Annotated in this window: 14 protein-coding genes; 9 read left to right on the top strand and 5 right to left on the bottom strand. The window is 69.7% G+C overall.

The genetic code is table 11. The features are described from left to right. Positions 1 to 110 precede the first annotated feature (110 nt). From ntrC to dusB, 3 genes are read right to left on the bottom strand one after another with little or no spacing between them, the layout of a single operon-like run. The gene (gene ntrC / locus ACFE7U_RS14835) at positions 111 to 1,574 is read right to left on the bottom strand and encodes a nitrogen regulation protein NR(I) (RefSeq protein WP_375410494.1); all 1,464 of its coding nucleotides are present in this window, start codon (positions 1,572 to 1,574) and stop codon (positions 111 to 113) included. Positions 1,575 to 1,583: 9 nt separating this feature from the next. Continuing rightward, complete coding sequence (locus ACFE7U_RS14830) at positions 1,584 to 2,783, bottom strand: nitrogen regulation protein NR(II) (RefSeq protein ID WP_375410493.1); 1,200 nt, start codon at positions 2,781 to 2,783, stop codon at positions 1,584 to 1,586. Between the two features lie 29 nt (positions 2,784 to 2,812). Continuing rightward, the gene (gene dusB, locus ACFE7U_RS14825; RefSeq protein WP_375410492.1) at positions 2,813 to 3,871 is read right to left on the bottom strand and encodes a tRNA dihydrouridine synthase DusB; all 1,059 of its coding nucleotides are present in this window, start codon (positions 3,869 to 3,871) and stop codon (positions 2,813 to 2,815) included. 143 nt (positions 3,872 to 4,014) lie between these two features. Here dusB and ACFE7U_RS14820 point away from each other — a divergent pair, with 143 nt between their 5' ends. The 7 genes from ACFE7U_RS14820 (at position 4,015) to ACFE7U_RS14790 (ending at position 9,250) form a co-directional block, all read left to right on the top strand. Beyond that, positions 4,015 to 5,331 (top strand): bifunctional 2-C-methyl-D-erythritol 4-phosphate cytidylyltransferase/2-C-methyl-D-erythritol 2,4-cyclodiphosphate synthase, encoded by a 1,317-nt coding sequence (locus ACFE7U_RS14820; protein ID WP_375410491.1) that lies wholly within the window; start codon positions 4,015 to 4,017, stop codon positions 5,329 to 5,331. After that, positions 5,328 to 5,819 (top strand): CinA family protein, encoded by a 492-nt coding sequence (locus ACFE7U_RS14815; RefSeq protein WP_375410490.1) that lies wholly within the window; start codon positions 5,328 to 5,330, stop codon positions 5,817 to 5,819. The genes ACFE7U_RS14820 and ACFE7U_RS14815 overlap by 4 nt, the downstream gene beginning before the upstream one ends. 213 nt (positions 5,820 to 6,032) lie before the next feature. After that, positions 6,033 to 6,875, top strand: coding sequence for a TadE/TadG family type IV pilus assembly protein (locus ACFE7U_RS14810; protein WP_375410489.1), 843 nt, complete (start codon positions 6,033 to 6,035; stop codon positions 6,873 to 6,875). Between the two features lie 252 nt (positions 6,876 to 7,127). Next, complete coding sequence (locus ACFE7U_RS14805) at positions 7,128 to 8,237, top strand: hypothetical protein (protein ID WP_375410488.1); 1,110 nt, start codon at positions 7,128 to 7,130, stop codon at positions 8,235 to 8,237. A 23-nt stretch (positions 8,238 to 8,260) separates the two neighbouring features. Continuing rightward, on the top strand, positions 8,261 to 8,380 hold the full coding sequence (locus ACFE7U_RS14800) for a TadE/TadG family type IV pilus assembly protein (RefSeq protein WP_375410487.1): 120 nt from the start codon (positions 8,261 to 8,263) through the stop codon (positions 8,378 to 8,380). A 21-nt stretch (positions 8,381 to 8,401) separates the two neighbouring features. Then, positions 8,402 to 8,722, top strand: coding sequence for a hypothetical protein (locus ACFE7U_RS14795; protein ID WP_375410486.1), 321 nt, complete (start codon positions 8,402 to 8,404; stop codon positions 8,720 to 8,722). 3 nt (positions 8,723 to 8,725) lie between these two features. Beyond that, positions 8,726 to 9,250: a TadE/TadG family type IV pilus assembly protein gene (locus ACFE7U_RS14790; protein ID WP_375410485.1), complete on the top strand. Its 525-nt coding sequence runs from the start codon at positions 8,726 to 8,728 to the stop codon at positions 9,248 to 9,250. Positions 9,251 to 9,253: 3 nt separating this feature from the next. Here the strand turns inward: ACFE7U_RS14790 and ACFE7U_RS14785 are convergent, their stop codons facing one another. Both ACFE7U_RS14785 and lipA read right to left on the bottom strand, forming a co-directional pair. After that, complete coding sequence (locus ACFE7U_RS14785; protein WP_375410484.1) at positions 9,254 to 9,712, bottom strand: type II toxin-antitoxin system RatA family toxin; 459 nt, start codon at positions 9,710 to 9,712, stop codon at positions 9,254 to 9,256. 6 nt (positions 9,713 to 9,718) lie between these two features. Beyond that, positions 9,719 to 10,693 (bottom strand): lipoyl synthase, encoded by a 975-nt coding sequence (lipA, locus tag ACFE7U_RS14780; protein ID WP_375410483.1) that lies wholly within the window; start codon positions 10,691 to 10,693, stop codon positions 9,719 to 9,721. A 452-nt stretch (positions 10,694 to 11,145) separates the two neighbouring features. On the opposite strand from lipA, the gene ACFE7U_RS14775 reads away from it, so the two are divergent. Both ACFE7U_RS14775 and ACFE7U_RS14770 read left to right on the top strand, forming a co-directional pair. After that, entirely contained in the window at positions 11,146 to 12,354 is a 1,209-nt protein-coding gene (locus ACFE7U_RS14775) for an SDR family oxidoreductase (protein ID WP_375410482.1), read from the top strand. Between the two features lie 287 nt (positions 12,355 to 12,641). After that, on the top strand, positions 12,642 to 13,807 hold a 1,166-nt coding region (locus ACFE7U_RS14770; protein WP_375410481.1), incomplete at its 3' end, for a PQQ-dependent sugar dehydrogenase.

The following is a 13,807-nucleotide window of genomic DNA, read 5'->3' as shown; positions in this document are numbered from 1 at the left end:
CCACCCCCTGCCCCCTCCCCGCAAGGGGGAGGGGATCGCGTCGCGCCTGAACGGACCGAAGGGATGAGGCGGAGGGAGTATGACTTCCCGCGCATTCTGCTTCGCCTACCTCACCGCGCGGTGCGAAACACCTGCAGATCGAGATCCCGCACCTTCTTGCGCAGGGTGTTGCGGTTGACCCCGAGCAGTTCCGCCGCGCGGATCTGGTTGCCGCGCGTCGCGGCGAGCGCCGCGCCGATCAGCGGGCCTTCGATCTCGCGTAAGATTCGGTGGTAGAGGCCGGGCGGGGGCAGCGTGTCGCGGTAGCCGCCGAAATAGTCGGCGAGATGCCGCTCGACGGCCCCCGACAGGGTCTCGCTCTCGCCGCCGCCCTGGCGACGGCCGTTGCCGCCCTGGGGCGGGCTCTGGGTCAGGGGCAGGGTGTCGAGCTCGGCCTCGATCACCGGGCCCGTGATGGTCTCCTGCGGGTAAAGGGCGGCGAGCCGCCGGACGAGGTTCTCGAGCTCGCGCACGTTGCCGGGCCAGCGGTAGCGCTTCAGGCGGTCCATGGCCTCGCCGTCGAGCTGCTTGCGGCTCAGGCCCTCCTTCTCGACGAGCACGAAGAAGTGCCGGATGAGGTCGGGCACGTCCTCGGAGCGTTCCCGGAGCGCGGGAAGCCGCAGGGGCACGACGTTGAGCCGGAAGAACAGGTCCTCGCGAAAGATCCCCTGCTGGATCGAGATGCGCAGGTCCTTGTTGGTGGCCGCGATGATGCGGACGTTGGTCTTGATCGGCACGCGGCCGCCCACCGTGGTGTACTCGCCCTGCTGCAGCACGCGCAGGAGCCGTGTCTGGGCCTCCATCGGCATGTCGCCGATCTCGTCGAGGAAGAGGGTGCCGCCCTCGGCCTGCTCGAAGCGGCCGGCCGAGCGGGCGAGCGCGCCGGTGAACGAGCCCTTCTCGTGGCCGAAGAGCTCAGATTCGATGAGGTCGCGCGGGATCGCCGCCATGTTCACGGGCACGAACGGGCCGGTGCGGCGGCGGCCGTAATCGTGGAGCGCGCGGGCCACCAGCTCCTTGCCGGTGCCGGATTCGCCGGTGATCATCACGGTGAGATCGGTCGGCATGAGCCGGGCCAGCGCCCGGTAGATCTCCTGCATGGCGGGCGAGCGCCCCACCAGGGGGATGTCCTCGTGGGCGGGGTCGGCGCCGGGTGCCGGCGTCCCGCGGGGCCGGGACAGCGCGCGCCCGACGATGGCGATGAGCTCCTTCAGGTCGAAGGGTTTGGGCAGGTACTCGTAGGCGCCGCGCTCGGAAGCGCGGATCGCGGTCATGAAGGTGTTCTGCGCGCTCATGACGATGATCGGCAGCTCGGGGCGCACGCGCTTGATGCGGGGCAGCAGGTCGAACACGTTCTCGTCGGGCATCATCACGTCGGTGATGACGAGGTCGCCCTCCCCTTGCGCCACCCAGCGCCAGAGCGTGGCGCAGTTGCCGGTGGAGCGCACCTCGTAGCCGGCCCGCGACAGGGCCTGGTTGAGCACCGTGCGGATGGCAGCGTCGTCGTCCGCGACGATGATGTGGCGGTTCTGCATGACGCGACCCTACGGGTTCCAGGAATCCGAGGTCGACTCGCGCCCGTCCCGGGCGCTCGACATCGGCAGGAGAAGGCGAAAGGTGGTCCGGCGCGGCACGGGATCGCACTCGACGATGCCGCCATGGTCACCCATGATCTTGGCGACGAGTGCAAGTCCGAGGCCGCTTCCCTGCGCCTTCGTGGTGACGAAGGGGTCGAACAGGTCGGGCAGGAGCTCGGCGCTGACGCCGGGCCCGTTGTCGCTCACCGCCACCTCGATCGGCAGGCTGACGCGCTCTCGCGAGCCCGGCACCTGCAGGCGCAGGCCCGTGCGGAACGCGGTCGACAGGGTGATCTCGCCGTCGACCGCGTCGGCCCCGATCGCTTCCGCCGCGTTCTTGACGAGGTTGAGGATGACCTGGATCAGCTGGTCGCGGTTGCCCAGTACCGGCGGCAGCGACGGGTCGTAGGTCTCGACGAAGCGGATGTGGCGGGCGAAGCCCGACTGGGCCGAGCGCTTCACCTGGTCGAGCACGCCGTGGACGTTGACGGCGTGGCGCTCCACCGGGCGCTCGTCGCCGAACAGCTCCATGCGCTCGACGATGCGCACGATCCGGTCGGATTCGTCGCAGATCAGCCGGGTCAGCATGCGGTCGTCCTCGCTGCCCGACTGTTCGAGGAGCTGGGCGGCGCCGCGGATGCCGGCGAGCGGGTTCTTGATCTCGTGGGCCAGCATGGCGCCGAGCGCGATCATTGAGCGGGCCGCGCCGCGATGGGTGAGCTGGCGGTTCATCTTGTCCGCGATGGTGCGCTCCTGGAGCATCAGCACCACGACCTCGCCGTCGTCGCCGAGCGGAGTGGCGAACACGTCGACGCTGCGCTCCTGACCCGAGCGGGGCTGGACCAGCTCGACCCCGTACTCGCTGACGCTGGCGTGGCGGCGGCGCACATCCGCCACCAGCGCGCTGATCGGCGAGGCGAAGGGGATGATGTCGCCGAGCCGCTGGCGCTGCATCAGCCGGGCGGAATGGTCGAAGAACAGCTCCGCCGCATGGTTGACGTGCAGGATGCAGTCGCCCGTCCCGATGGTGATGACCGGCAGCGGCAGGGCGTTGATCACCGCCTCGCTGGAGGGAGCGGACGCGGCGGGCAGGCCCGCAGGCAGGGCATAACCCTCGGGCCGCGGCGGGCCGCCCGTCCCCGGTTCGGCGCCGTCGTCGCCTCGCATCCCCTGTCCCTTGCGTGTGTCCCTCATCGTCACGCGGCCTCTTCGATCGATGGCTGCGCGACGGGGCCGGTCCGTCCGATGCCGAAGGCCAGGTGGAGCAGGTCGCGGGCCAGGGCCGGGTCCATCGTGGTGAGCAGCATCGTGCGCTCGGCCGGGTGGAGCCCGCCCGCGGCGTCCGCATAGGCGGCCAAGTGCTTGCGGGCGTGGCGGACGCCCATGCGCAGGCCGTAGAGAGCCAGCAATCCGTCGTAATGCGCCACCGCGACCCTGGCCCGTCCGGCGTCGTCGAGGTGAGGTGCCGGCCGGCCGGCCAGCTCGGCGGCCACCGCGCCCACGAGCCAGGGCCGGCCGAGCGCCGCGCGCCCGATCATCACGCCGGCCGCCCCCGATTCGGCGAGGCAGGTCCGCGCGCCGGCCGCATCGATCACGTCGCCGTTGGCGATGACCGGAATGCGAACGGCCTCGACCACGGCCCGGATGGCGCGCCAGTCGGCCCGGCCCTTGTAGAATTGCTGGCGCGTGCGGCCGTGGACCGTCACCGCGTCGAGGCCGAGGTCCTCCGCCCGGCGTGCCAGCTCGGCGGCGTTGAGGCTGGCATGGTCCCAGCCGAGCCGCATCTTCACCGTGACGGGCACCGAGACCGCGCCGCGCACGGCGGCGAGGATGCGGGTCGCGCCCTCAAGGTCGCGCATCAGGGCGGAGCCCGCCTCCCCGCCGGTCACGGTCTTGGCCGGGCAGCCCATGTTGATGTCGACCACATGGGCGCCGGCGGCCTCCGCCAGGCGCGCGGCCTGCGCCATTGCCGCGGGGGCGCAGCCGGCGAGCTGGACCACGTGCGGGTCAATGCCGCCGCCCTCGGCCCGCAGGCGCGCCTCCTCGGAACCCTTGGCGAACTCGGCCGCCGCCACCATCTCGGAGACGACGGCGCTCGCTCCGAGCCCGCGCACGGCGCGGCGGAAGTGCAGGTCGGTGACGCCCGAGAGCGGAGCCAGCACCACGGGTGGCGCAGCCGCCGGGGAGGCCGCCGGAGCCGCCGTGGCGGCGCGTTCGCCCGAGCGCAAAACGCTCAAATAATCATCAGCCCACATTCTGCACAACAAATAGACAAATCGCGATCGGACGCAAGCGCCGATGGCGATTTGATTTCGGCACCACCCCCGCTTAAACGACACACCCCGCATGCAGGACGGCGAGGCCGGCCGGCCCGGATGCCGGGCATGGGAGGGATCGGATGACGGCGACCGTATGGGACGCGGCGGCTGTGGTAGTCGCGGCCGGCCGCGGCATCCGCATCGGCGGCGACACCCCGAAGCAGTACCGGAAGGTCGGCGGCCGCGCCGTTCTCACCCGCACCCTCGCGGCGCTGGCGGCCCATGACGGCATCGGCCGCATCCAGCCGGTGATCGCCCCCCACGCCGCCGCGTTCTACGAGGAATGCCTCGCCGACCTCGCGCCGGCGGCTCGCGAAAAACTCGCCGAGCCGGTGCCGGGCGGGGCCACGCGCCAGCTCTCCGTCCTGGCCGGGCTCACGGCGCTGGAGCGGTCCGGCGCCCCGGCCCTGGTCCTCGTCCACGACGCCGCCCGTCCTTTCGTCGATGCCGCCCTCGTCGACCGTGCGCTGGCGGCCGGGCGCGACCACGGCGCGGCGGTGCCCGGCATCGCCGTCACCGACACGATCAAGCGGGTGGAGGTGATCTCGGCCGGCATCGGCCGCGTCGCCGAGACGCCGCCGCGCGAGGCCCTTCGCGCCGTCCAGACCCCGCAGGCCTTCGCCTTCGGCCTCCTCTACGGCGCCCATCGCAGGGCGGCCGAGGCCGGGCTCGACGGCTTCACCGACGACGGGGCGCTCGCCGAATGGGCCGGGCTGCCGGTGGTGGTGTTCGAGGGCGATCCCCTGAACCGCAAGATCACCCGGGCCGCCGACCTCGTCGAGGCCGACCGCAGCTTCTCGACGACTGAAAGTGCATCCATGACCGCCCCCGTCGCCTACGTCACCCGCCTCGGCACCGGCTTCGATGTCCACGCCTTCACGGAGGGCGACCACGTCTGGCTAGGCGGGGTGCGCATCCCGGCCGATCGCGGCGTGCTCGCCCATTCCGACGGCGACGTGGCGCTGCACGCCCTCACCGACGCGCTGCTCGGTGCGATCGCCGACGGCGACATCGGCACGCATTTCCCGCCGAGCGACGAGCAGTGGCGCGGCGCCTCCTCCGACCGGTTCCTCGCCCATGCCGTCTCTCTGGTGCGGGCGCGGGGCGGACGGATCGACCACCTCGACATCACGGTGCTGGCCGAGGCGCCGCGGATCGGCGCGCATCGCGAGGCCATCCGGGCCCGCATCGCCGAGATCTGCGGCGTGCCCTTGAGCGCTGTCTCGATCAAGGCGACGACGACGGAGAAGCTCGGCTTCGTCGGCCGCGCCGAAGGGCTCGCCGCCCAGGCCGCCGCCACGATCCGCATGCCCGAAACGCAAGAGACGCCCGAAACGCAAGAGACGTCCGAAACGCAAGAGACGCCGGAGTCCCGGATGTCCGGGACCGGGGCGTGATCGACGATCCCGCCCTCTATGCCCGCGCGCAGGCGCTGCTCTCGGCCTACGAAGCGGCGGGCCTGCGCATCGCGACGGCCGAATCCTGTACCGGCGGTCTCGTCGCCGGGCTCCTGACGGCAGTGCCCGGCTCCTCGGCGGTGGTCGAGCGCGGCTTCGTCACCTACTCGAACGCGGCCAAGACCGCGATGCTGGGCGTGCCCGCCGACCTCATCGCCGCCGAGGGTGCCGTCAGCGAGGCGGTGGCGCGGGCGATGGCCGAGGGCGCGCTCGCCCGGTCCGAGGCGCAGGCCGCCGTGGCGATCACCGGCATCGCCGGACCCGGCGGCGGAAGCGCGCACAAGCCGGTCGGACTGGTGCATCTCGCCCTTGCCTTCCAGGACGCGGCGACGACGCACCTGGAGCGCCGCTACGGCGATCTCGGGCGGGACGAGATCCGTCGGCGCGCGGTCGGGGATGCCCTGGCGCTGCTCGAGGCACGGGCCTGACGTGATGCGCGGTAGGTCGCGGCGATTCCTCAACGACGCAGACGCCATCAAAGATTTGATAAACCCTTGCGGAACTTCTTTACCATGAATGGCAGATCGGAGCCGGTTTTATAGGCGACAATGGGCCACGAAGTCTGGCATCGGCTTAACGATCCATTCGCAGGGACGCGCTAGGACTCCGCCCGACACGTTCAGGCGGTAGGATCGACCACGGTGAACACCATCAAGCTCCGTCAGATCGTGGCGCGTGCCCGGAGGTTCGGCACGGCGAAGGACGGCCAGATCGCGATGCTGTTCGCGCTGATGGCGGTCGTCCTGATCTCGGCCGCGGGCGGCGGCATCGACCTGATGCGGGCCTATCACGCGCGCCAGAAGCTCTCGGAGATCGCGGCCCTCACCTGCCAATACGCGAGCCGGCCGAGCGTGCTGCAACTCCTCAACTCCACCACGACCAGCAACCCGGGCGCGAAATCCTACGCCGACACGGTCGGCGGCTATATCGACGAGGCGGTCAAGACCCAGCTACTGAACTGGACCGTGACCAATTCCGACCGCTTCACGCAGACAGGAACGGGTCCCGCCAAGGTCGAGCTCGCCGTGGCGGTGCCGACCGCCTTCGCGAAGATCATGCAGATCACGGAGATCCCGGTCTCGGCCACGGCCCAATGCTACGACAGCCCGTCGGCCCTGCCTCCCGCGGACGCGTTCGTCGTGAAGGAAGGTTTCGAGACCAGGGGCGGCACCAACGCGAAGGACCAGGGCGGCTGGCAATATTACACGATCAACGGCCGCACCATCGCCAAGCCGTCCTCGGATCCGGGCGCGACGCCGGTCTATACCGGGGCCAACAACAGCGTCTGGTACGGGACCGGCTACTGCCTCGAGACGGATCAGGTCGGGACCATCAGCAGCACGTTGCCCGAGGGCCGGCAATCGGCCGAGCTCGATTGCGACGACGGCGCCGGGAGCGCCGGAAACTCCGCCATCTCGACGAAGGTCGATCTGGCGGGCGGCAATTACGAACTGCGCTATTTCTATCGGAGCCGCGTCACCTAAGCGAATTACGACCCGGCCTACCTGTGCGGGTCGGCGGCGAGCAACCTGTCCTGGGCCGACGACACGCGCTCGTCGGGCGGCCCGGTCGCCAACGCCTCGCGCACCAACCAGATCAACGTCTATCTCGATCGCACCACGACGGGGACGGCGACGAACGCGCCGCTGCACACGACGCTGGACGGATCGCAGCAGCTCGCCGGCCAGAACCTGATCGATCACTGCGTCTATTCCAACGCCTGGATCGAACGCAGCGTGCGCATCTACGTCACCACGCCCGGCCATTACTGGCTGACCTTCGCGGCTGACGGGCAGAACGACAGCTATGGCGGGCAGATCGATTTCATCCGCCTGTGCGTCAACACCTGCCCCGACGCGCCGCAGGACAATTTCCCGAAGGCCTGGACCGGCGGCAAGGTCCTGTTCGCCGATACCTTCGAAGCGCCCGTCTATCAGGAAGACTCGCCCAAGCACGGGGTCGCCAAGGGCGGCAACCTCGCTCTCAGCACGGGGACGAGCGGCACCTCGCAGTTCGGATGGCCCGCTCAGGCGAGTTCCGGCTGGATCACCGCACCGTTCAACCAGATCAATTACGGGACCTTGTTCAAGGGCACCGCCGGTGCCTACCAGGGCTCGCAATACATCCTGCTCGATGGTTGGAACGCTGACGACGGCGCCAGAACGAACCGCGCGGCGATGCGGCCGTTCCTCCTCGATCCGGGATATTATCAGGTCAGCTACGGCTACATCTCCATCGTCGATTTCACGGATGCCGGGGTCACCGGTACCAACTGCTTCGCCAATCCCGGTTCCGGCGCCCTCTATCCGGCGGCCACCGAGATCCTGAAGGGCGACATCCGCTACCACGGCAAGCTCTCGGCGGATCGCTGGACCAACATCGTCGGCGTGTTCATGGCCAACGGGCAGCTCGTCAGCACGCCGGTCGCCGGGGGTGCCCAGGGCAAGGCGACGAGCTTCAAGAATCCCGACGGCAGCACGACCACGACGCCGGCGGTGCCGCCGGACGCCGTCAACTGGCAGAGCTACAACGCGGGCGCCGTGAACCCCGTGATCGATACGTGCGGCTATGCCGACAGCTACAGATGGGTGCCCCGCATCGCCACCGTGAAGATCACCAAGCCGGGCCTGTACTGGCTGATCGTCTCCGCCAACGGCAGCACGGCGGATGGCAACGGCGGCGGCGTCGACGAGGTCAAGGTGACGGCCCTGGGCAGCCCGTACATGACGGCGCCGGCCAACGCGACGACGATCCCGGTTCCCAATCCGCAGCCCGGCTCGCGGACCTATTTCGACGGGTTCCACATCGTCGCCGACCCGTTCGCACCGACGGCCCCCCTCCAGTGAGCGCACGATCCATCCGAGGGCGCATGGGACGGTTCCGAAGCGATGCGCGCGGGGCGTCGGCGGTGGAGTTCGCCCTCGTCTGCGCGCCGTTCTTCGTGCTGGTGCTCTACACGCTCCAGCTCGGGATCTACTACATGACCTAGACCGCCCTGGATGCCGGGGTCGTGCGGACCGCCGACACCCTGCGCAACAGCTTCAACGGGGCGGCGCCGGTGCTTCCGACCGCGGAGGCGCTGAAGGAGACCGTCGCGGCCAATGCCGGTGGGTTGATCTCGGTGACCGATACCGCGCTCGCCGTCGAGATCCGCCCGATGGACGCCTTGTCCGCTGCGGTCGTGCCGATCACCGGCGGCGTCGCCGAGTACGGGGACAACAGGAGCGTCCTCGTCCTGCGGGCGCAGAGCTCGGTCATCGCGCTCGCTCCCGGATTCTCGAACCTCACCAAGGTGACGGCGATCTCACTCCTGCGGCGTCAGGGACGGTAATCGATGCGCTGGTCTGCTTCCTTCATCCGGTCGACACGGGGCAACGCCGCCGTGGAATTCGCCCTCATCGTTCCCGTGGTGCTGCTGATCGGCGCCGGGATCGTCGAGTTCGGCCTCGCCTTCCACGTCCATAACCAGACGAACCGCCTCGCGACGCAATACGCTCTCGTCTGGTCGGACTGCCAGGACAGCGGCCCGAACTGCCAGACCGAGATGAATACCTATGCGACGAACGCGGCGAAGACGAACATCGCACCGCAGCTCAACCCGAGCGGCATCACGCTGCGGATGTACCAGGTGAGGATGGTGGGCGTCCTTCCGACTCCCGTCTACGCGTCCCCCGGCGGCTCTGTCCCGAGCGTCGACGAGATCGCCGCGGCGGTGAAGACGATCCCGAACGGCCAGACCGGCGTGATCGTGACGGCGACCTACGAGCACGCGCTCATCTTCTTCCCCGCCATCATGGGGACCTATCTCGCCGGCTCGAAGCTGACGCCCTCCTACACGGTGGTGCAGCTAAAGACCTGAGCCTCACGCCACGCCGTAGACCCGGTTGGCGCGGCTCTCGAAGGCGTCGGTGAACTTGCGGAAGGCACGGTCGAACATCGTGCCCATCAGGAGCCCCAGGGTGCGGCTCTTGAACTCGTAGGTGATAAAGAAGTCGACGTCGCAGCCGCTGCCGCTCGCCGCCTCCTTGAAGTTCCAGCGGTTCTCGAGATGCCGGAACGGGCCGTCGATGTATTCGGCGACGATCCGCCGCTCGGCGGGATCGAGGGTGACGCGGGTGGTGAAGCGCTCGCGGATCGCCTTGTAGCCGACCCCCATCTCGGCGACGCAGATCTCGGTCTCCTCAGGCCCCGGCTGCCGCCGCAGGACCCGCAGGGATTCGCACAGCGGCAGGAATTCGGGGTAGCGCTCGATATCGGCGACGAGGTCGTACATCTGCTGCGGCGAGTGCCGCACCGTGCGGGTGATCCGGAAGGATGGCATGGAGACTCAGGCGTTGGCGGAAACGGCGGCGAGATGGGCGATGCGCGCCGCCTTCAACCGTGAAAAATCCTCGCCGGCATGGTGCGAGGAGCGGGTCAGCGGGGTCGCCGAGACGAGGAGGAAGCCCTTGGCATAGGCGGTGGTCTCGTAGCCCTTGAACTCGTCGGGGGGCACGAAGCGCATGACCTCGTGGTGCTTCTTCGTCGGCTGCAGGTACTGTCCGATGGTGAGGAAGTCGACATCGGCCGAGCGCAGGTCGTCCATGAGTTGGACGACCTCGTGGCGCTCCTCCCCGAGCCCCACCATGATGCCGGACTTGGTGAAGATGCCGGCATCGAGCTCCTTGACCCGCTGCAGCAGCCGCACCGAGTGGAAGTAGCGCGCACCCGGGCGCACGGTGAGGTACTTGCCCGGCACCGTCTCGAGGTTGTGGTTGAACACGTCGGGGCGGGCCGCCACGACCGTCTCGAGCGCGCCGGCTTTGCGCAAAAAGTCCGGGGTCAGGATCTCGATGGTGGTGGCCGGGCTGAGCCGGCGGATCGCCGCGATGGTGCGGGAGAAATGCGCCGCCCCGCCGTCGTCGAGGTCGTCCCGGTCCACCGAGGTGATGACGACGTGGGCGAGGCCGAGCTTGGCCACCGCGTCGGCGACCTTCTCCGGCTCGGCCGCGTCCAGGGCCTCGGGCAGGCCGGTGCGGACGTTGCAGAAGGCGCAGGCCCGCGTGCAGGTGTCGCCCATGATCATGAAGGTGGCGTGCCGCTTCTCCCAGCACTCGCCGATATTGGGGCAGCCGGCCTCCTCGCAGACCGTGACGAGGCCGTTGTCGCGCACGATGCGGGCGGTCTCGGCCCAAGCCGCCGAGCCCGGCGCCTTGACGCGGATCCAGTCGGGCTTGCGCTGCACCGGCGTGTCGGGCCGGCGGGCCTTTTCCGGATGGCGCGGGCGCCGGTCGTTACCGAGGAGATCGAGGACGAGGGCCATGCCACACCGATGGGGCACGCGGGACCGGCACCCAAGAGCTTGAGTTAAGGCTTCCCGCCCGCCGCCGCAAACCCGGCGTGACCGGGAGCCGCGCCGATCGCCCGCATCCATGGGTCGGGCCGGCGGGCCGCTCGGGCGACGATGGCGGCGCCTGCCCTCTGCGGTTCATTGGCCGACGATCGTTGTCGTCGGCGCGACGCCTGGCCCCGAGGGTATTCGAGGATGGCTGGCGACCGGACGCCCGGGCGATCAGCGTAAAAGAGAAGATAATTCTTCCCTCGCGCCGTTAACGATAACCAAATGTTTCTTCTCTGTGTCTGGTCACAACCAGCAACGCCCCCGCGTGTTTTTTACGGGTATAACAATTGCCAAGATGTTGATAACTCTTTGTTCATCCTGTTGCCCGGCGAGGCCGCAATGGCATGAAGGATGTGCAACGGGGAGTGTCCAAGGTGAGCCGAATTCTGCTGACGGGTGCGACCGGATTGATCGGCGGCGCCGTCCTTCATCGCGCGCTGTCGCAGGGCCATGACGGCGAGTGGGTGTGCATGGTCAGGGCGCCCGATGCCGAAGCGGGGCGCCAGCGCATCGCCGCCCGTCTCTCTCGCTTCACCAACACGCTCACCGCGCAGCGACTCGCGCAGCGGGTCGAGGTCGTGGCGGGCGACTTCACCCAGGCCGACCAGATCGCCAACCCGCGGCTCGACTCCGTCAGCCATGTCCTGCATCTCGCCGCCGACACCTCGTGGTGGGCGCAGGAGAAGGTCCACAAGACCAACCACGACGGCACCCTGGCGCTGGCCCGCCGCGCCGCCCGCATGCCGAAGCTCGAGCGCTTCCTCCACGTCAGCACCGCGATGATCTGCGGGGGCGAGCCGCCCCACCTCGTCGACGAGAGCCAGTACCCCTCCCCCGACACCCACCACCTCGTTCATTACAGCGCCTCGAAGGCGGCGGCCGAGACCTCGCTCGCCGAGCTCTTCGCCGACCTGCCCCTGGTGGTGGCGCGGCCCTCGATCGTGGTCGGCCATTCGACGCTCGGCGCGCGCCCCGGCTCCAGCATCCTCTGGGTGGTCAGGGCCTGCGACCAGCTCCGGCTGCTCTCCTGCGATCCCGAGGGCGCCATCGACATCGTGCCCGGCGACTGGGTCGCCGACACCCTGGTCGCCATGCTCGACCGGCCGGAGCTCGCCCACAGGGTCTATCACCTCTCGGGCGGCACCGAGCACAGCACCCGCTGGGACGCGCTCGCCCGCGCCTTCGAGGCGGCGGACCCGGAGGGCGGGGAGCGCCACTACGAGCGCTTCGCCGCCACCGACCGCGCGACCCTGCAGGCGCGGTTCGCCGAGACCTTCGGCCTCGACGAGGCGATCAAGGTCGCGATGATGCGGGCGCTGCAGGCCTATTACCGGTTCTGCGCCCTCAACGTGACCTTCTCCAACGACCGCCTGCTGGCCGAGGGCTTCGGCCCGCCGCCCTCGCTGCCGCAATACCTCGGCCGCTGCCTGGAGACCTCCGGCGAGATCGTCGACCAGTTCCACGAGGATTTCGGCAACTACGCCCCCGGCCAGGCGCCGCGGCGCGAGACCGGGCCGCGCATCGCCGCGACCACGCGGGTGGGCGGAGCCAGGGCGCCGCGGCGGGTCGGCCGTACGGGCTGATCGGCAAGCGCGGGGACTCTCCTCCCCCACAGATCCCGGGCTTGCCCGAGATCGGCACCCTTGGTGCCCAAGTCGGGTAGACCCGGCTTGGGTGCGGGGAGGAGTTGGAGGCGGGGGTGGTTCCGCTTGCCTCCGAAGGCCGAGGGTCACTCACCCCCCACCCCTGACCCCTCCGCACGAAGAGGGGAAGCCGCCCGCGCCCCGTCGCCACGGCATGGAGCCAAACCCCCGGTTGCGCTTTATCCCGCCATGAGCGCCCCGCAGGGCGCCGGCCAGGATGACATCCCATGCGCACCCGCTCGAAACTCGGCCTCGCGGCCCTCGCCGTCGTCCTGCTCGGCGGAGCGGCCGTCCTGCGCTTCGTCGTGTACCCCGAGAGCGCGACCCTCGACGCCGCGACCGGCCTCGGCGCCAGCCCGACGCTGCCCAAACCTAACCCGACCCTGATGCCGACGGTGAACATCGCCCGCGTCGCCCGCTGGGAGAACGGCGCCAAGCCGGTGGCCGCCCAGGGGCTGCAGGTCGCCGCCTATGCGGAGGGCTTCGACCACCCGCGCTGGATGCACCTCCTGCCCAACGGCGACGTGCTGGTGGCCGAGGCCAACAAGCCGAAGACCGACGACCCCTCCACGGGCGTGGCCGACTGGGTCGCCGACAAGGTCAAGAGCATGGCGGGCGCCGGCGTCCCGAGCCCGGACCGCATCGTGCTCCTGCGCGACGCGAACGGCGACGGCACCGCCGAGGAGCGCCACGTCTTCCTGAAGGGCCTGCACTCGCCCTTCGGCATGGCGCTGGTGGGCCGGGACCTCTACGTCGCCAATGCCGACGCCCTGGTGCGCGTGCCCTACGAGCCCGGCCAGACCGAGATCTCCGCGACGCCCGAAAAGGTCGTCGACCTTCCCGCCGGCATCAACCACCACTGGACGAAGAACGTCATCGCGAGCCCGGACGGCCAAAAACTCTTCGTCACGGTCGGCTCGAACAGCAATGTCGGCGAGAACGGCCTCAACAAGGAGCAGGGCCGCGCCGCGATCTGGGAATACACGATCGCGACGAAGCAGATGCGCGAATACGCCACCGGCCTGCGCAACCCCAACGGCCTCGCCTTCGAGCCCGGGACCGGCGCCCTCTGGACGGCGGTGAACGAGCGCGACGAGATCGGCAGCGACCTCGTGCCCGATTACGTCACCAGCGTGCAGGAGGGCGGGTTCTACGGCTGGCCCTACTCCTACTGGGGCAAGAATGTCGACGAGCGCGTGCAGACGCCCCGGCCCGACCTCGTCGCCAAGGCGATCGCCCCGGACTACGCGGTGGGCACCCACACGGCCTCGCTCGGCATCGCCTTCGGCATGGAGGCCAAGCAGTTGCCCGAGGCCTGGCGCAGCGGCCTGTTCGTCGCCCAGCACGGCTCGTGGAACCGCCGCCCGAAGAGCGGCTACAAGGTGATCTACGT

The sequence above is a fragment of the uncultured Methylobacterium sp. genome, from assembly GCF_964251405.1.
Taxonomy (GTDB): Bacteria; Pseudomonadota; Alphaproteobacteria; order Rhizobiales; family Beijerinckiaceae; genus Methylobacterium.
The sequence above is the reverse complement of the archived record's forward strand: the minus strand, read 5'-3'. Positions and strand labels throughout refer to the sequence as shown.

Excerpts from the sequence above, each read along its gene's own strand:
- ACFE7U_RS14790 (WP_375410485.1), top strand. The coding sequence starts at position 8,726 with ATGCGCTGGTCTGCTTCCTTCATCCGGTCGACACGGGGCAACGCCGCC.
- ACFE7U_RS14830 (WP_375410493.1), bottom strand. The coding sequence starts at position 2,783 with ATGCGAGGCGACGACGGCGCCGAACCGGGGACGGGCGGCCCGCCGCGG.
- ACFE7U_RS14820 (WP_375410491.1), top strand. The coding sequence starts at position 4,015 with ATGACGGCGACCGTATGGGACGCGGCGGCTGTGGTAGTCGCGGCCGGC.
- ACFE7U_RS14800 (WP_375410487.1), top strand. The coding sequence starts at position 8,261 with ATGGGACGGTTCCGAAGCGATGCGCGCGGGGCGTCGGCGGTGGAGTTC.
- ACFE7U_RS14785 (WP_375410484.1), bottom strand. The coding sequence starts at position 9,712 with ATGCCATCCTTCCGGATCACCCGCACGGTGCGGCACTCGCCGCAGCAG.
- dusB (WP_375410492.1), bottom strand. The coding sequence starts at position 3,871 with ATGTGGGCTGATGATTATTTGAGCGTTTTGCGCTCGGGCGAACGCGCC.
- lipA (WP_375410483.1), bottom strand. The coding sequence starts at position 10,693 with ATGGCCCTCGTCCTCGATCTCCTCGGTAACGACCGGCGCCCGCGCCAT.
- ntrC (WP_375410494.1), bottom strand. The coding sequence starts at position 1,574 with ATGCAGAACCGCCACATCATCGTCGCGGACGACGACGCTGCCATCCGC.